This is a genomic window from Anabaena sp. WFMT (genome assembly GCF_051781005.1).
In the GTDB taxonomy this organism is placed as follows: domain Bacteria; phylum Cyanobacteriota; class Cyanobacteriia; order Cyanobacteriales; family Nostocaceae; genus Anabaena.
On record NZ_JBPWOA010000006.1, the window covers coordinates 23,968 to 43,921 of the forward strand.

At 38.6% G+C, this 19,954-nt stretch carries 9 protein-coding genes; 7 read left to right on the forward strand and 2 right to left on the reverse strand.

The features are described 5' to 3' along the window. Positions 1–68 precede the first annotated feature (68 nt). The 4 genes from ACSQ6I_RS04925 (at position 69) to ACSQ6I_RS04940 (ending at position 13,524) form a co-directional block, all read left to right on the forward strand. The gene (locus ACSQ6I_RS04925) at positions 69–8,969 is read left to right on the forward strand and encodes an amino acid adenylation domain-containing protein (RefSeq protein WP_438889246.1); all 8,901 of its coding nucleotides are present in this window, start codon (positions 69–71) and stop codon (positions 8,967–8,969) included. 327 nt (positions 8,970–9,296) lie between these two features. Next, a complete protein-coding gene (locus tag ACSQ6I_RS04930) occupies positions 9,297–10,145 on the forward strand; it encodes a phytanoyl-CoA dioxygenase family protein (protein WP_438889247.1) in 849 nt (282 codons plus the stop codon). Between the two features lie 140 nt (positions 10,146–10,285). Beyond that, positions 10,286–11,287 carry a zinc-dependent alcohol dehydrogenase family protein gene (locus ACSQ6I_RS04935; RefSeq protein WP_438889248.1) on the forward strand — a complete coding sequence of 334 codons (1,002 nt, stop codon included), beginning with the start codon at positions 10,286–10,288 and terminating at the stop codon, positions 11,285–11,287. Between the two features lie 41 nt (positions 11,288–11,328). Next, a complete protein-coding gene (locus ACSQ6I_RS04940; protein WP_438889651.1) occupies positions 11,329–13,524 on the forward strand; it encodes a pentapeptide repeat-containing protein in 2,196 nt (731 codons plus the stop codon). 82 nt (positions 13,525–13,606) lie between these two features. Here the strand turns inward: ACSQ6I_RS04940 and ilvN are convergent, their stop codons facing one another. Further along, a complete protein-coding gene (gene ilvN, locus ACSQ6I_RS04945) occupies positions 13,607–14,125 on the reverse strand; it encodes an acetolactate synthase small subunit (RefSeq protein ID WP_438889249.1) in 519 nt (172 codons plus the stop codon). A gap of 263 nt (positions 14,126–14,388) precedes the next feature. Between ilvN and ACSQ6I_RS04950 the strand changes: the two genes are divergently transcribed. Further along, a complete protein-coding gene (locus ACSQ6I_RS04950) occupies positions 14,389–14,742 on the forward strand; it encodes a phospholipid-binding protein (RefSeq protein WP_438889250.1) in 354 nt (117 codons plus the stop codon). Positions 14,743–14,797: 55 nt separating this feature from the next. On the opposite strand, the gene ACSQ6I_RS04955 is transcribed toward ACSQ6I_RS04950, so the two are convergent. Continuing rightward, positions 14,798–15,769 (reverse strand): alpha/beta fold hydrolase, encoded by a 972-nt coding sequence (locus ACSQ6I_RS04955; RefSeq protein ID WP_438889251.1) that lies wholly within the window; start codon positions 15,767–15,769, stop codon positions 14,798–14,800. A 366-nt stretch (positions 15,770–16,135) separates the two neighbouring features. Here ACSQ6I_RS04955 and infC point away from each other — a divergent pair, with 366 nt between their 5' ends. Together infC and ACSQ6I_RS04965 are read left to right on the forward strand one after the other, a co-directional pair. After that, complete coding sequence (gene infC, locus ACSQ6I_RS04960; RefSeq protein WP_015213272.1) at positions 16,136–16,669, forward strand: translation initiation factor IF-3; 534 nt, start codon at positions 16,136–16,138, stop codon at positions 16,667–16,669. A 251-nt stretch (positions 16,670–16,920) separates the two neighbouring features. Next, a complete protein-coding gene (locus tag ACSQ6I_RS04965) occupies positions 16,921–19,929 on the forward strand; it encodes an MFS transporter (RefSeq protein ID WP_438889252.1) in 3,009 nt (1,002 codons plus the stop codon). Positions 19,930–19,954 lie beyond the last annotated feature (25 nt).

The window sequence follows — 19,954 nt, forward strand, 5'->3', positions numbered from 1 at the left end:
ACTCATCTGCTAGTCTAGCTGCCTAAGTCCTGTCAGTAAAGTAAACAATTTCAAATGGGTTAATAGTCATGGTTAATAATTTTTCAGATGCAGATATTTCTGATATCTCAGTTTCGGAAGTATTTATGGCTATAGTCTCAGGAACAGCACTAGATGAGCCTTATGAATCTTCAAGAATTGGAAAAATTTCACGGTTAACTACGACACAAAGAGATTTATATCTGGATCATATACTTCATCCAGATAGCACGGTTTTTAGTTTAGGGTTATCGGTAAAGTTACCACAAGATTTAGATGAATTAATCTGGAAACAGGCAATTGAAAGAGTATGTCAAAAAGATGACGCTATTAAAACTAGATTTGTTTTTTATAAAGGCGAACCTTTTCAGTTTGTAGATCAAAATACCCAGATTGATTTTGAATTCATAGAGTTAGATAATAGTTGTTTCTCTACTTTAAATGAATTTATTCAAGAGAAGATTAAAAAAAAGATAGAATTACATAAGGGAAATTTATTTAAAAATATTTTAATCAAAGATTATGAGGGTAACTATACTGCTATTTTAGGTGCGCCTCACATCCTCTTTGATGCTTATTCTGGTAAAGTCTTTTTTGAAAGAGTGGGAAAACTTTACCTAGAGTTAAAAACTGGTAAATCTAATCAAGAGTTTGATGCTAATTCTTTTCATGATTTTGTTGAGGAAAATATTAGCCAATTTGATACTCCAGAAATTCAAGATTACTGGCGGGAAGCTTTAAGTAAAGTTATTCCTATTACGCTACATATAGGAATCAAAAAGGAAAATCAAGCTAAATCAAAAAAAATACAAGTTACTGGGAATGAACTAGCAGAGATTAAAAAATATTGTCAGTTAAATAAATGCAGTGTTCCGGCATTTTTTAGGGCTGTTTATGGAATTTATTTGAATCAATATTTGCAAGCTCCAGCAGATTTTGTATTTTATGACATTATTGGCAAAAGGGATGATAAATTACTTGATGTTTTAGGTTGTATTTACCAAGTAGTTCCTATTGTTGTACCTCAAAACATTATTGATAAAGAGTTAAGTGTACTTAATTATGTATCGTACATAAGTGGTTATCGCCGCAATCTAGAAAATAAGCAAAATATTTCGGTGCTTTTACAAAAAAAGTCTTTAAAGAATGAACAATTAAAATTTTTCTATAATTTCTATAATTTCAGTGTTATTAATCCTACTCTGGCTGATAAAAATACAAAATTAACCGTTCATAATTCTTTTGCCGAGAATGAAGTCCATCTTGTAATTAACGATTTCAATGATACTTTAGATATTGAAATATTTTATAATGATAAAAATTTTGAATATATAAATTTTTTAGAAAGACTTCTATCTATATCTAATCAAATTATTCAAGGATGCGAGTATTTTTCGCAACTGAATATATTAATAGAGTCTGAGCAAAAAGAAATAGAAAGCTGGAATGATACTAATACAAATTATGATATAAATAAGTGCATTCATCAACTATTTGCAGAACAAGTAGAGTTAACGCCAGATGAGGTAGCAGTAGTCTTTAAAGAGGCAAAGAAACAGGAACAATCTTCACTTACTTACCGAGAGTTAAATCAGCGAGCTAATCAGTTAGCACATTATCTGCAATATCTGGGTGTGAAATCAGATGTGCTGGTGGGGATTTGTGTGGAGAGAACCTTGGATATGGTCATTGGCGTTTTGGCAATTCTCAAAGCTGGTGGCGCTTATGTACCAATAGACCCAGCCTATCCCCAGGAACGTTTAGCCTACATGATTGAGGATACTCAAGTCTCCATATTACTCACTCAACAACACCTCCTAGAAAGACTTCCCGAACACAAATTACGCACAATCTGCCTAGACACAGACTGGGAAAAAATAGATCAATACAGTCAGGAAAATCCCCCTAGCGAAGTCACAGCAGAAAATTTAGCTTATGTGATCTACACCTCTGGTTCTACAGGTAAACCGAAAGGTATTTGTTTAGCTCACCGTCCGTTAGTTAATCTCCTGCAATGGCATCTCAACTCACTGTTAACAGGAGTACACACTCTACAATTTGCCTCCTTGAGCTTTGATGCCAGTTTTCATGAGATGTTTGCAACTTGGTTTTCAGGGGGAACTCTGTTTCTCATCTCCGAAAACTTGCGTTTAGATACTACAGCTTTAGCTGGATTTATTCAGAAGCAAGAGATAGAAAAAGCTATCCTCCCCGTTGTCGTGCTACAGCAAATAGCAGAAATAGCCGTAACTCAGGGGGAATTATTTACCAGCTTGAGAGAAGTTATTACCACCGGGGAACAACTGCAAATTACTTCTGCGATCGCTAAATTCTTCAAATCTCTGCCACAATGTTCATTTCACAATCACTATGGACCATCAGAAACCCATGTGGTGACGGCTTTGACATTAGGACAAGATCCCGATTCTTGGCCGACTTATCCCTCCATTGGTCGTCCCATAGCTAATACCCAAATTTACATTCTCGATGCAGATTTAAAACCAGTGCCTATTGGTGTGCCGGGAGAACTATACATTGGTGGCGATAGTTTAGCTAGAGGTTATCTGAATCGCCCTGATCTTACCAACGAGCGATTTATTCCTAATCCCTATTCAACATCAGAACGTATTTATAAAACTGGTGACTTGGCTTGCTATTTACCCGATGGCAACATTGAATACCTGGGTCGGATAGACCAACAGGTGAAAATTCGTGGTTTTCGTATTGAGTTAGGGGAAGTCGAGGCTACTTTATTGCAGCATCCTGATGTGCGTGAAGCGGCATTGATAGCGCGTGAAGATGTGCCTGGGAATAAATATTTAGTGGCTTATGTTGTTTCTAATTTGAGTGCAGAACCACAAAGCAGAATAAGCGCAAACTTGCGGACATATCTCAAAAAGATACTCCCAGAGTATATGATTCCCTCTTATTTTGTGGTACTAGAAGCATTACCACTGACACCAAATGGAAAAATAGATCGTCGGGGATTACCCGCACCTGATTTAAGTAATAGGAATCTAGAAGCAGATTTTGTCTCACCTCGTACCGCTGTTGAAGAAGCGATCGCAAAAATCTGGGTTGAAGTTCTGAAATTAGAACAGATTAGTGTCCATGATAACTTTTTTGAAATTGGCGGACACTCACTATTAGCGACTCAGGTAATTTCTCGCGTCCGGGATACTTATCAGTTAGATTTACCATTACGGCGGTTATTCGATGCCCCTACAGTGGCAAGTTTAGCTGAGAGTATTGAGACAGAACTGGAAACAAATCAAGAATCGTCAGATCAAACCATCACACCGAGATTACATGACCAAGACTTGTCTCTTTCCTTTGCCCAGCAGCGGTTATGGTTTCTCGAACAGATGCTGCCGGATAATCCTTTTTATAACTTTCCCCAAACTTTTCGCTTGTTTGGTCAATTAAATCTGACAGCTTTAGAGCGAAGTATTAACGAAATTATTCGCCGACACGAAGTTTTACGCACTACTTTTACTTCCGTAAATGGGCAGCCTAGACAAATTATTGCTGATTCTCTAACTGTTCCTCTACATTTAATCAATCTGGAATCCCTATCTCCAGCAGAGAGAGACAAGGAAATCCAACGGTTAAGATTTGCAGAATTCCAACAACCTTTTAATCTTAATTACGGACATTTATTGCGAACTACCTTATTGCAGTTGGGTGAAGAAGAATATGAACTGCTTTTAAGTATTCATCATATTGTGTTTGATGGTTGGTCTGTTGGTGTGTTTTTTCAAGAACTAACAGATATTTATCAGGCATTCATAAAGGGTCGATCTTCTCCCCTATCTGAACTATCCATACAGTATGCAGACTTTGCTGTTTGGCAACGACAATGGTTACAAGGAAAAGTATTATCAGAACAAATTTCCTACTGGAAGAAACAGTTAGCAGATTTGCCGATTTTACAGTTACCAACTGACAGAACTCGACCAATAATGCAAACCTATCGGGGTTCTCGCCAACCTTTTGCATTGTCCAAATCGCTGAGTGAGGAATTATCTCAATTCAGCCAGCAGTCAGGAGTCACTTTATTTATGACTCTGTTAGCAGCCTTCCAAACGCTGCTTTCTCGCTATACAAATAGTGAAGATATTGTAGTCGGTTCATTAATTGCTAACCGTCACCGCCAAGAGATTGAGAGTTTAATTGGCTTTTTTGTTAACACTTTAGTATTACGCGCCAATCTTGCTGATGCTCCTAGTTTCCGTCAGTTACTACAGCAAGTTAGAGAAGTAACTTTAGAAGCTTATGCCCATCAAGACTTACCTTTTGAGAAGTTGGTGGAAGAACTAGAACCTGAACGGGATTTAAGTCGTCATCCTTTGTTTCAAATCTGCTTTGCTTTGCAAAATGTGCCTATGGAAGCTCTAGAATTAGAAGGGCTGATTATTAACCATAGTTTGGTACATAATGGTACTGCTAAATTTGATCTCTTTTTAGAATTATTTGAAACACCAGAGGGAATTAACGGCTGGTTTGAATACAGTACCGACCTATTTGATGCGACTACTATTGCTCGTATAGGGGAAAATTATCAAACTTTACTAACAAGTATTGTTGCTAATCCCGATGCAAAAATATCAGATTTACCGCTATTAACAGATGTTGAACGTCAAAAGTTATTAGTAGAATGGAATCAAACTCAAGCAGATTATCCTGAGCAAAGTTGCATTCATCAACTATTTGCAGCGCAAGTAGAAAAAACACCTGATTCTGTAGCAGTAATATTTGATCAACAGCAATTAACTTATTGTGAATTGAATGCGAAAGCGAATCAATTAGCCCGTTATTTACAAAGTATAGGTGTAGGGGCAGAAGTATTAGTAGGGATTTGTGTAGAGCGATCGCTAGAAATGATTATAGCTCTATTAGCAACTCTCAAAGTAGGTGGAGCTTATGTACCTCTAGATCCAGCCTATCCTCAACAACGTTTATCTTTGGTACTGTCAGACTCTCAACTGTCTGTGCTATTAACTCAAGAAAAATTATTAGCACAACTGCCAGAACATCAAGCGCAAATTATCTGTTTGGATAGAGATTGGCAGGATATTGAGACACAAAGCCAAGATAATTTTGATGTTAATATTCATCCCGATAACTTAGCCTATGTCATCTACACCTCTGGTTCTACAGGTAAACCAAAAGGTGTACAAATTATGCACCGTTCTGTGGTTAATTTCCTCCACTTTATGGGTCAGCATTTACAACTGACAGAGGAAGATAGACTGCTTTCCGTTACTACTTTATCTTTTGATATTGCTGTTTTAGAAATTTTCCTTCCCCTGACTCTTGGTGCAAGTTTAGTATTAGTTAGTCGGGAAGAAACTTTTGATGGTCAAGAATTAATAGCTAAATTAACTAATTACGATATCACCATCATGCAAGCTACTCCAGCCACTTGGCAACTGCTGTTAGATGCAGGTTGGCAGGGTAGTAAGAACCTGAAAATATTGTGTGGTGGAGAAGCTTTACCGAGACAATTGGCTAGTCAGTTGCAACAGCGATGTTCTACTTTATGGAACGTCTATGGACCAACTGAGACTACTATCTGGTCAGCAACTTATGAAGTGGAATCTGACGGTGCTGTACTAATTGGTCGTCCAATAGCCAATACTCAGTTTTATGTCCTAGATTCTCAATTACAACCTGTTCCTGTGGGTGTCCCTGGAGAACTATATATAGGTGGTGCTGGTTTAGCAAGAGGCTATATTAATCGTCCTGATCTTACAGCCGAGCGGTTTATTATCAATCCTTTTAACAGTTCAAAGTGCGATGACCTCCGGTCGGTCGGAGACCATCGCATTTATAAGACTGGGGATCTAGTTCGCTATCTTCCAGATGGCAATATTGAATATCTCAGTCGCATTGATTATCAAGTAAAAATTCGCGGTTTCCGAATTGAGTTAGGAGAGATTGAAGCCGTACTCACACAACATCCGGCTGTGAAGACATCTGTTGTTATAGACAGGGAAGATGTACCTGGACAAAAACGTTTAGTAGCTTATGTTGTGCAGAATCAACAAGATGAGAATAGCGAAGAGTTATTAACTGATTGGCAAACAGAACACCTTTCTCAGTGGCAAACACTCTACAATCAAACCTACCTCCAAACTACTGCTGAACAAAACCCCAACTTCAATACTATTGGCTGGAATAGTAGTTATACAGGGTTGCCTATCCCCAAAGATGAGATGCGAGAATGGGTAGATCATACTGTTGAGCGAATTTTGTCTTTACAACCTACTGAAGTCTTAGAAATAGGTTGCGGTACAGGTTTGTTATTATCTAAAATTATTTCCCGTTGCCGTAAATATTGGGGTACTGATTTTGCACCGGAAGCATTGCAACAAATTAAGCAGTTACAAATGTCTGGTTATGACTGGCCACAACTAAATCTGCTCCAAAGACGGGCTGATAATTTTGAGAATATTGAGACAGATACCTTTGATACGGTAATTATCAATTCGGTAGTTCAATATTTCCCTAGCATTGATTATTTATTGCAAGTTTTAGCTGGAACTATAAATGCTGTTAAGCCAGGTGGTTTTATCTTTGTTGGGGATGTGCGTAGTCTGCCTTTATTAGAGGCTTATCATACTTCTGTCGCATTGTACCAAGCACCAGATTCTCTTTCTACAGTTCAATTACAAGAGCGAATTCACCAACGCTTAAACCAAGAGGAAGAATTAGTAATTCATCCAGCTTTCTTTACAGCATTACAACAGCATTTCCCCAAGATTAGCGATGTCAAAATTCAGATTAAGCATGGTCATTATCACAATGAACTCACGCGTTTCCGTTATGATGTGACTCTCTGTGTGGGAACTGGTACAGAAGCAAAGATTGATTTTCCTTGGTTGGATTGGCAAAAACAAGAGTTAACGCTGTCATCTGTTCGTCACTTGCTTTCTGCAACTCAACCAGAAATTTTGGGAATTAGAAATGTACCCAATGCCAGGGTAATTAAGGAAGTTCAGACTATAGAGTTATTGAATAGTCTAGATGTGCCGAAAACAGTAGGGGAATTGAAATCCCGTCTAGAGCAACTTCCCCAGACTGGCATTGATCCTGAACAACTGTGGAATTGGAGTCGGGATTTACCTTATACCCTGGATATAATTTGGTCGGATTCTAGCGTGTCTGACTGTTATGAGGTAGTTTTCAGACATCAGCAGACTACAATGAGTGCGATCGCTCACTCTCAAAATCCAGTTAGCATTAAACCTTGGAGTCACTATGCTAATCAACCTTTACAAGGCAAGTTTACCCGCAAATTAGCATCGGAACTCCGGCATTTTCTCGAACAAAAGCTACCAGAATATATGATACCTACAGCTTTTGTGAGCCTAGAGAAGTTGCCACTAACACCCAATGGTAAATTAGATCGGCGCGCATTACCTGCTCCAGATCAAAATAGATCCTCTTTAGAAGTAGCATTAATTACACCACGCACTTCTACTGAAGAACAAATGGTCAGTCTCTGGGCTAGGTTACTTTCTCTTGATACTATGGGTATTCGAGATAATTTCTTTGAACTGGGCGGTAATTCTCTCCTGGCTGCACAGTTGATGATATACGTGCGTGATACTTTCCAAGTAGAACTACCAATTAGATGTATTTTTGAACAGCAAACTATTGAAGAATTAAGCCAAGTAATCGACAAATTACAGCAAACAAATAGCCCTATTCTTCACACTACCGTTGATTTCCAAGCTGAAGCCCAACTTGAACCCAGTATCTATCCCCAAGGAGAGTTTACTAAAGATATTAGCCAACCCCAACATATTTTCTTAACGGGAGCAACCGGCTTTCTAGGTGCATTTTTAATCCATGAACTGTTCCAACAAACTCAGGCAAAAATATATTGTCATGTCCGAGCTAAGGATGAAAATGAAGGTTTCCAAAGAATAAAAGAAACCTTAGAAAAATATCAAATTTGGGATGAAAATCAAAGCGCAAGAATTATCCCCGTTATTGGAGAATTATCTCAACCACGTTTAGGTATTTCTGTAGAAAAATTTGAAGAATTAGCAAAGCAGATTGATGTGATTTATCATAGTGGAGCGCAAGTCAATTTTGCTAAACCCTATTCCTTTATTAAATCAGCTAATGTTCTGGGTACTCAAGAGATTTTGAAATTGGCTTGTCTTTATGAACTCAAGCCTATACACTATATTTCCACAGCCGCAGTTTTTAGTACAATTGCTTGTTTAACTGGGACAAAAACCCTGTATGAAGACGATGATATTGATAAGAGTGAACCTTATCTTTATGATGATATTGGCTATACACAAAGTAAATGGGTAGCTGAGAAACTTATCTGGATTGCTAAATCTAGAGGTATACCTATAACAGTCATTAGATCGGGATTTTTAATGGGTCAAGAGCAGACCGGAGTCACTAATACAAATGACTACATCTCTAGACTAATTAAAGGTTGTATTCAAATTGGCAGTTTCCCGGATTTAGTTAATCAAAAACAAGATTTGATTACTATAGATTATGCCAGCAAAGCTATTATACATTTATCCAGAAAACAAGCATCTCTAGGCAAGGCATTCCATATAGTACCTTTACCATCACAAAATATTGATTTAATTGAATTATTTGAGTTGGTATCAGCGTATGGGTATCAACTGAAAAAATTACCATTTTCTCAATGGACACAAGAGTTAATTAATCAAGCTCGCTACTCCCAAGAAAATGCTTTGTTTCCACTTTTACCTCTATTAACTGAAAAGGTATATGAAGGCTTAACTGCATGGGAGCTATATCAAAATACACCTGATTTTGATTGTCGTAATACAATTGATGCAATTTCTGATAGTTCCATCACTTCTCTACCAATAAATGCTGAGTTAATCAATACATATCTCACACATTTTATACGAAGTAGCTTTCTTCATTCTCCTTTTATGTCATGAGTAAGTAAGTTTGCCTAAGTATTATTTTCCGGGAGTAGCTAGAAGTGTAAATAGCAATACCACTAGTATGTTTTTTTTAGAGCATAACAGTACAATTATTTATACTGATCACATCTATGTAAAAATATCAAACCCTTTCTCCCTCTACTTCTTAAATATCTATGGTCTTAATTATCTTAATTATTAGTGTTTGAGCGAGAGCAATATTCTTTTAAAACCCGTAATTATACGATTAAATAAGATAGTAAAAATATAAGTACTTATAACAATGACTTTAAAACTTTAGAAGAGTTAACTTTTAATAAAGCAGTTATACAAAACTTGATTATGCATCTCACAAAAGAGCAGTTTGCAACTTATCAGGATCAAGGCTTCGTTTTATTGCCAGAATATTTTCCCCGTCAAGAAGTGGAAATTATGAAAGCAGAAATACCTGCTTTAGCTATGAAAAATTCACCCACAAAAGTTTTAGAGGGAAATGGAAGCACTGTTCGCTCCCTGCATGGTTCGCATACAACAAATGAAGTTTTTAATCACCTATCACGACATCCATTTATCGTTAAACCTGCTATGCAAATAGTTGGCAGCAAAGTATATATATATCAATTCAAAATTAATATTAAAGCACCATTTGATGGTGATATTTGGAAATGGCACCAAGATTACATTTTTTGGCATAAAGAAGATGGAATGCCAAAGCCGCAAGTAACTAATGCCATGCTGTTATTAGATGATATGAATGAATTTAACGGACCACTATTTGTGATTCCTGGTTCACATAAAGAAGGATTAATTGACCTTACGGCTAAAAATCCGAAAGCAACACAGGAGAATGCTAATAATTCTAGTGATACTCCTGCATGGTTATCAAGTTTTAGTGCTAATCTGAAATATACTCTGAGCCAAGAATTAATTTCTGATTTAGTCTCGAAATATGGGATTTATTCTATCAAAGCTCCAGCAGGTTCTGTGCTATTTTTTAATAGTAATATCGTTCATGCTTCAGCCAATAATATCTCACCATTTGGGCGTAATACTGTAATTATTACTTATAACAGTATTGAAAACATTCCTTTACCAGTTGTTAATTCCCGACCAGATTTTCTGGTTGGTAAAGATTATCGACCAGTTGAGCCGTTGACAGAGAAATACATGGCAAATACATCTAAATTTTGACAACTTAGTACAGAATCTACTCAACCTGTTTTTAGCAAATAAGATGCACTCACCTGAGTTTTTCCTGATTAATTTAAACCCTAACCACCCAATTGAGCTAAAGTTGCAAAAGAGGTGCATTTTTATTTAGGAGAAAAGCCGTGAAAGCAATCTTAATGACAGCAGCAGGAAACCCCGAAGTTCTACAAATCCAAGAAATTCCCAAACCCACACCGGGAAATAGAGAACTTTTAGTCCGCTTAATAGCAGCAGGTGTTAACCCCTTAGATACGAAACTGCGAAAACGAGGCACATTTTACCCTGAACAAATGCCTGCTATCCTGGGATGTGATGGTGCGGGTATTGTCGAAGCTGTCGGTACTGAAGTCCGGAAATTTGTCCCTGGAGATGAGGTCTATTTTTGCTATGGTGGTTTAGGCACAAAGCAGGGTAATTATGCAGAATATACTATTGTTGATGAGCGATTTGTAGCTAATAAACCCAAATCTGTTTCCTTCGCAGTAGCAGCAGCAGCACCTCTAGTATTAATCACCGCTTGGGAAGCTTTATATGAACGAGGAAGACTACAACCAGGAGACAAAGTTTTAATTCATGGGGGTGCTGGTGGTGTTGGTCATGTAGCAATTCAACTAGCTAAACTTAAAGGTGCAGATGTCGTCACTACCGTTAGTTCTCAAGAAAAGGCGAATTTAGTTACCCAATTTGGTGCTGATAAAGTAATTTTTTACAAACAAACCGACTTTGTTCAAGCTACTTTAGATTGGACAAATGGCGAAGGTGTAGACTTAGCTTTTGATACCATTGGCGGTGAAATTTTTGATCAAACCTTTCCCGCAGTGCGAATCTATGGTGATATCGTCACCATTCTCGAACCTAACCCCAACACAGATTGGAAAGTTGCCAGAAACAGAAATCTTCGCATTAGTTTAGAACTAATGTTAACACCAATGATATTAGGAAATGTCGAAAGTATGCAACATCATGGTGAAATTCTTCAACAATGCGCTAATTGGATAGATGAAAATAAGTTAAAAATTCAAGTTACCCATCAATTCCCATTAGAAGAAGCAGCAAAAGCTCATCAATTGCTAGAAAATGGCGCTATAACGGGTAAAATTGTTTTACTAATTAGCGATAACTAGAAAACTTGCATAATTCGTTTTTTAAACGCAGCAACTCGCAAATATTAAACGCAGTAATTCAGAAATTTTCTCTGTGTTACTCTGCGCTTACCTTAGCGTTACTCTGCGTTTTACTCCTTTTTCCTCTCCCAGCTTTTGCAGCACAACCAGAACGCACCCCTTTAACTCTGGAACTATTACAAGAACGACTAAAGACACCCACACTCCGAGAAGGTAATTTAACAGTAGATTTACGGGAAATGGTAATTGATTTACGACCAGAAAACTCCAGTTTCCGGGATAGTTTTTATAAGTTTGTGCGAAAAGAACTACAAAAGACTGGGACAAAACCTGTGGGTTTAGATTTAAGTTATTCTTTAGTTCAAGGAGATTTTATAGGTAGTGACTTGGGTTTAAGAACACCTCTTTATGCACAAGCCATAGCACCAATTTTTACAGCGATAGAACAAGAACAATTAGAACGTCTCCGTTTGGTATGTTTGCAATCATTATCAATAGCTTTCCCTAATTCTAAAGACTGTAAATCACTTTTAGGAACTCTATCAACTACTTCCAGCGAAATTGCTGTTTTTCGTGGTGCTTTGACTTTGGTGGAAACTCGCTTTAATGGTGAAGTACAATTTCCTCATACATTTTTTCTTCAGTCTATAGATGCTGAAAATGCAACTTTTTTCAAAGCTACTAACTGGAATGAAACTAGATTTGGTCGTCCTGTAAGTTTTGATGCTGCTTCTTTTATCCAAGCAAGCAATTTTCAAGGTAGTATTTTTTTTGATAAAGCTAATTTCCGGAAAGCTAAATTTCAAGAATCTGTGGATTTTCAAGGTGATTTCTTTGTTAAAAATGCTAATTTTAATCAAGCAAAGTTTAAACAATTAGTTAAATTTAATAATAGTTTGTGGCAAGAAGATGCTGATTTTTCTGGTGTTAGCTTCGTAAATTCAGCACAATTTAATAAAGCTAATTTTAATCAGTTTGTTTTTTTTAAAGAGGCAACTTTTGAAAAAGATATCATTTTCAGAGAAACCCAATTTAACCAATCTGTAAATTTTCATGGTGCAAGCATTCTTAATCAAGCTGATTTTAGCGATGTGAGATTTGGTAATGCAGCATTTTTAAATATACCTGGTTTGAATTTCAATTCTAATCAAGCAAAAATTTTAGGAAATCCTGGTGAAATTGGTAATAAATTTTCTGTGCCGACATTACAAGGTAATCAAAACATTTTACGAAATTTGGGACAAAATTTCCGTCAACAGCAACAAGTTGCTGATGCTAATCAGTTAGAATACCTAAAACAACGACTAAAATTAATAGAATTAAGTCATAATTTAGTAGCTATAAATATTAATAATGCTTCTATCTCCAGTTTAATTAATTTGGGTTTTTCTCCCACTCAAGGACAAGCAATTAGAGAACGACGTGAGATCAAAGCGTTTCGCAATAGTAGTGAGTTATTAACTTTAGCAGATATTGATTTAGACACCTATGATAAATTAAGCGATCGCTTGCTTGCAAGTGAACCACTCTCTCTGAGTATGTGGCTAATTCAAGCTTTTAACTGGTTGTTATTGAGTGTACTGTTGTTGCTGAGTGGCTATGGGACTAACTTCTGGTTAGTATTTGGTGTGGGAGGATTAGCGATCGCATATTTTGGGTTACTATTTTGGTTAATAGACCGTTACCGTCGGCTGCGTCCTGTACCCATTATTCCTTCATATTACGAAACTATTTCCATACTGACTAGTTTTAGCTGTTTAACTTCCTTAAGCTTATTAGCAGTCTTTCGTAATACTGAACAACCTTGGCTGACATTAGGATGTCTTTTTATGATTATTGTTCCTGTTCCATTAACTTTAATATGGCGACTTTATCAACAGGGGCGTTATCATGATTTAATGAATTTTTCCTATTTTACAGAAGACGGAACTTTACGACAATTAAGATTATTAATTGGACGTTTACCAGTAATACCAAGAAATCCGACATTTCGAGAAAGATATATGCCTTTATTATGGAATCGGCGTTGGAATTGGCTCAACTACTATGACTTTAGTCTGAATAATCTAGTGCGATTAGGATTTAACGATATTCGCCTCAGAGATGAACACCTTCCTGGTATTATTGCCTCACTTGCTTGGTATCAATGGAGTTTAGGTTTACTTTACATTACCTTAGTTTTGTGGACTCTCTCCCGCACAATTCCGGGATTAAATTTGCTAATTTATTTAAAATAATTTCTCAAATAATTTCTGCAACAAGACGCAAAGACATAAAAACCTTTACGCCTTTGCGTGAGGCTTATTGTCGCATTGACAGCTAAACCTTTGCTTCCAAAGATTTAAGCAATTCAGTATTGACACCCGATTCACGAGGTAGAGAAATTTTACCAGTACGGGCTATTTCTCTCAGACCAAATTTTTGCAACACTTGGACGATCGCTACCATTTTACCAGGATCTCCCACAACTTCCAAAGTCAGAGAATCTTCTGCCACATCCACAACCCTAGCTCGGAAAATCTGAGATATTTCAATTACTTCTGCGCGACTGCTGCTAGTAGCATTCACTTTCAAAAGCATCAATTCTCTCTCTACACAAGGAGTTTCGGTAATATCCTGTACTTTGAGGACATTAACCAACTTGTATAATTGTTTGGTAAGTTGCTCGATGACGCGATCGTCTCCAGGTACAACCATTGTAATTCGGGAAACACCTCCCTGTTCAGCAGGGCCAACAGCAAGGCTTTCAATATTAAAGCCACGACGAGCAAATAAACTGGAAATACGGGAGAGAACCCCCGCTTCATCTTCTACAAGAACGGAAAGAGTATGTTTCATTTCGCCAACACAGGCTAGGGGAGATGAGATTAACGCAGACCTGAACTCATGGCTGCGCTAGACTTACTACCACACTGAATTTTCGGTCTAATCCCTGATTGTAACGTATTTTTTGCATCCTGAGATAAAAGTTAGGCAAAAATCATACTCTTAACTCAAAATTGTCTTGAGTACATATCCTATCAACGGTAGATGCAATTTTTTTATTCAAATTCTATACTCGGCTAATATAAAACCCTCAACAAAATAGGAGAAAAGCGTTTATGAGTTGGTTAAAAAGACTTTTTGGCATGGAAAAGCCGGAAAATGCACAAGTAAATCCCACTCCGCAACCAGTACCACAAGCTGCGGCTACTGCAACTCAAACCATCCCTCCAGAACGTCTGGGATTAAGCGGAGAATACGACGAAAGCGGTTTAGCCAAACGGGTAGCATTGGCTTTTGATCAAGATCCCCAACTTGATGACGTTGATACCCTTTGGGTGGCTCAGACGGGAAGTAAAGTGGTACTAAAAGGCAAAGTTCCCAGTCAGGATATTCTTAATAAGATGATGGCTGTGGCTAATTCTGTAAATGGCTCTACATCTGTAGATACTACTCAAGTAGAAGTCGGCTAGTTCAAAAAGCTAAAAAAGATGGGTGAAAGCAGGGGTTTTTGCCAACACTCAAAACTCAGCACTCAACCCAGTTTCGCTCAATCCAATCCAAAATTAATTGGTTCACTTGTTCTGGAGATTCATCTTGGGGACAGTGACCCACATTTTCTAGATGTAACAGTTCTAATTTCTCATTATAGCGAGCGAATTCACTAGCCAATATAGGGGGAACAAATAGATCTTTTTTTCCCCAAATCAATAACATCGGAATTGTCAAGTTTGGTAATATTTTCTTGACACTAGTACTGAAATTCACACCAATTGAAGCTTTGAAGAGGGCGATAAAAGCACGGGTAGAACCCCTGTCTTGAGGAGGCCCTGCCAAAATATCTATAAGTTCGTCCGTGATAGCTTCTGGATTAGCATAAGCAAGACCAGCCCAGCGTCGTAGCACACTTGGTCGCCGTATCAAGTTAAAAAGAGGTTTGAGGAGTAGAGGAGAAGCAATAATACTTTTAATTCCTCTCACAACTGGGTGTAAAAAAACGGGAAGGAGTTCTAATTCCAAAGTCGGATCTGGCAAACTCATCATCACTATACCCTTTACCATATCAGGATGGGCAGCCGCTGCAAATAAGGCAATTAGCGAACCGATGGAATTGCCTACTAATATTACTGGTTGACGGATAAATGATTTCCAAAAATCATAAACCTGTTCTACCCAAAGTTCGACGCTGTAATTAACAGGGGCTTTTTCTGAAGCGCCAAAACCCAGCATATCTAAAGCGTAAACGGTATGATATGCTCCCAAAACTTCTAAATTATGTCGCCAATGACCAATGGAAGCTCCAAAGCCGTGTAACAAAATTAGAGGTGTGCTTTGATGGTTTTGTGCAAGGATACGATTTGTTTCAGATAAGCCTTTTTTCTCTCTATCTGCCTGATCTAATCCGAATTTATTACGTATATAAGTATAGCGAATTTGCCAACCTCGCCAAACCCAATCCCTTTGATTACCAACTCGTTGTTGCCAAGATGCTGTAGTCACATATGCCTCCAAGTTATTTTTATGTGTTACATTAGTTATAATTACTTGTATATTTAACTTGCCTGTGACAAATATGTGTTAATCGCATCAAATGTCAAGACATTGACGAATGATTGTAATAATAGTTAATATTAGCCAAAATTGTGTAATTTAGATTAACTATTGTAGGGAATTTATATCAAAGTGAGTAGAATAACAAATACAACAGAATATGCAACTATTGTATGGATTAGCTACCATAAATATAGAGACTCATTTTTTCAGTTTTGAGTCATCCCCGAACTTTGCCTATTTGGGCATACTAAATAAAACTAAGTAAATCAAGTCCAATCCAAATCCTTAACTAAAGAGCTCCCAAAAATCATAATGCCTGTGATTGAGAAAAAAAGAACTCGCGATCTGCCCCAAATTAACGAACGGATTCGCTTCCCGAAAATTCGGGTCATTGACACCGATGGTGCCCAACTGGGTATTATGCCGCCGCAGGAAGCGCTGCAACTAGCAGAAGACAAAGAGCTAGATTTGGTGCTACTCAGTGACAAAGCTGATCCGCCTGTATGTCGAATCATGGACTATGGGAAATATAAATTTGAGCAGGAAAAAAAGGCGCGGGAAGCCCGGAAGAAGCAGCACACGGCTGACGTGAAGGAAGTGAAGATGCGCTACAAGATAGAAGAACACGACTATCTGGTGCGCGTCAAGCAAGCAGAACGCTTTCTCAAAGATGGTGATAAAGTCAAAGCCACTGTGATGTTCCGGGGTCGAGAAATTCAACACAGTGACTTAGCGGAGACTTTACTTAAGCGTATGGCAACTGACCTAGATGCGTTGGGTGAAGTACAGCAAGCGCCAAAAAAAGAAGGGCGAAATATGATGATGCTGATCTCACCCAAGAAGTAAGCTCAAGAATGGATAGAGGGGATGGGGGTTCTATATAGATACCAAGATGGGAAAAATAGGGTAAGTTTAATCAGTCCCCAGCCCCAAGTCGCCATTCCCCAGTCCCTGCCCTGTAAATTTATCTAAAACCGATAGTCCTGACAGCTGAGTGGGAAAGATAATACTCAGATGTTCAGGACTTTTGCTATTCAGTAACTGTTATCCTGATTACTTGGCTGTTGCGCTGTGATTACCCCAGAAATTAAAACTGCATGGAAGTTAAAAATCATTGGTTGACTACCAATAGAGGCGCTCTGGCAAGATTGCTGAAGTGGGTAAATCTCCGACCTGAGGAAGTTGAACGCACTTGGATGATGTTTGCCTTCTACACCATTGTATCTGTAGGATTGCGGTGGGCTGAAGATAGCACTGTGGCAATGTTTTTAGATGAATATGGTGCGGGAAAACTTCCCTGGATTTATATCGCTAGTGCAGTCACAGGGGCTGGGTTGGTGGTTTTATATTCTTGGTTACAAAAGGTTTTTCCCCTGCGGGCGGTGATTGTGGCGATCGCACCGGGAATGGTCATGCCTTTATTATTATTAGTAGCCTTGCGTTGGGGCATACACATTCCCTATTTGGCAGTAATTATCATCTTTCTGCTGAGGTTATGGGTAGATGCCTGTTACGTAGTCAATGACCTTAACACCTCTATTGTCGCTAATCAACTATTCAACATTCGGGAAATTAAGCGCACTTACCCATTAGTTAGTAGTGGTATATTAGTAGCCGATGTCATTAGTGGCTTTAGTTTGCCTTGGTTACTCAAATTCGCTGACCTCAATACAGTCATTCTCATCGCTTCTATTGTCGTTCTCTTAGGTTCAGGAATTTTATTTTATTTAACTTATAAATATCCCACCTCTTTCCCCCATACCCCACAACGGCATATTACCGAAGAACAAGCCTCTCGACACCGCCGCCTAGAAACTCCACTGAAACGCTATGTTTGGCAGTTATTCGCCTTTTTTGCCCTGCTGCAAGTCATTGGCTTGTTAATAGATTTTCAGTATCTGCGCGAACTCAATTCCAATTTAAGTCAACAAGAACTTGCCGGCTTCTTGGGTGTGTTTGGTGGCATTGTGGGACTATGTGAATTAGTTACCCAGTGGTTTATTTCTAGCCGATTGATTGAAAAAGTGGGTGTGTTTTTCACAGCTGCACTCTTACCAATTACTGTTGGCTTTTTATTACCAGGGATCATCTCTCTGCTGAATTTATTTCCGTCCATTGAACAACCTGGATTTTTCTGGGGTTTAATTAGTCTCAAATTTTGTGATGAACTGCTGCGTTATACCTTTGTGATTAGTAGCGGTCCGGCACTTTACCAACCGATTCCTGAGCGGATTCGCAGCCGGATGCAGGCCTTATCAAGTGGCACAGCCGAAGCGATCGCATCTGGTGTCACAGGATTAGTAATTTTTGGAACCATCTTCATCTCGCAAAAATATATCCCTGAACCACTACAAAAGTGGGTATTAATCGGCGAAACAGTGATTGTCGCTGCCACCTGTTTAAAAGTAGTCTGGGAATTGCGATCGCGCTATGTTGACGTATTAGTCTTAAGTGCAGAACGAGGCGGACTAAGTGCTGCCACCGTGGGCTTGCGAGCCTTCAAACAGGGAATAGTTAAAGCTTTAGTCGAAAAAGGTAGTACAGCCGATAAAAGCTCTTGTTTGGAACTTTTAACCCAAATTGATCTGCCAGGATCAGGAGAAGTTTTAGCACCCTTACTAGTTAAGTTACCCCCAGATTTACAAGCCCAAAGTCTAGAAATCATGCTTCTTGCAGGTGCAAATCCTCTCTATGTCCCTGATGTTCGTTTCTTGTTAGACCAACCCCAAGCAACAGTTGATCCTGAAGTGTTCGCTCTAGCGATGCGTTACGTTTGGCTGGCTGGAGTCAATCCTGATTTAAGCCTATTAGAAGATTACCTGCAACCAAAACACCATGCACTTATCCGCGCCACAGCCGCAGCTTTGCTCTTGCGTCAAGGAACACCTATGCAAAAGCTGGCAGCTACTAAAACCATGCGCCTAATGCTAACTCATAAGCAAGAAAGAGAGCGGGTAAATGGAGTCCGAGCGCTCAGAGAAGCAATCTATTTACAAGCACTGCGGATTCATATCCCCAACTTATTGCAAGATGACTCATTACGGGTACGCTGTGCAGTATTAGAAATGATTACTGCTACTCGTTTAGAAGAGTACTATCCCGCACTCTTAGCAGCACTCTATTACAAATCAACTCGGACGACAGCCATGCAATGCCTAGTAAGCATGGAAAATGAAGCTCTCCCAATGTTGTTGAAACTAGCTACCAATATTTACAAACCGGAAGTAGTGCGAATGTACGCTTGGCGTACCATTGCTCAAATCGGCACCCTCGAAGCCATAGAAACTTTATGGCTACATTTAGAAACATCCTGGGGTACTAATAGGGACTATATCCTCCGCAGCTTACTAAAAATTCACCAACAACCAGGAAAAATCAGTGCTATAGATCAGTTCTATGAAAGTCGCGTCGAAGCTTTAGTTGAGCAAGAAATACGATTTCTTGGGGATATTTATGCCGCTTATCTAGACTTCCAAACACTAGACTCTCTAGAAAATTATCAAGGGAATGAAAGGCTATTGACCATTGGTAATTTACTGCAACGCGCACTCTTAGAATTAGAATTAGATGTCAAAGATAGGTTATTGCTGTTATTGAAGCTGCTTTACCCCGCAGAAAAGATGCAAGCCGCAGCTTTCAACCTCCAATCTCAGTCATTAGTCAATTTAGCACGGGGTTTAGAAATCCTAGATCACACTGTCAATTTGCCTTGTAAATCCCTGTTGTTGAACATTTTAGATCGACGACCAGAAGCAGAAAAGCTTAAGTATCTAGTTGATGCGGGATTTTGGCAATATGAAAATATTTCAGTCTCTGAGCGCCTTTATAAGCTGCTAACCAATGGTCATTTGCTCTCTGACTGGTGTTTAGCTTGCTGTTTTCATTTTTCTCAAGCTGCTTATATCCGACTCACAACTACGGTAATTTTGGCAAATTTGCGCCATCCTACAGGCTTCGTCAGAGAAGCGGTTATTTCATACTTGAGTGTAGTTTCCCGACGTGTTCTTCAAGAAATGCTCCCCCACTTGCAAACAGATCCGCACCCACTTGTGGTGACTCAAGTGAAAGAGTTGATAGCAAAATATCAAGATGGAATTCAGAAGTAGGCAGGAGGCAGGAGGCAGGAGTCAG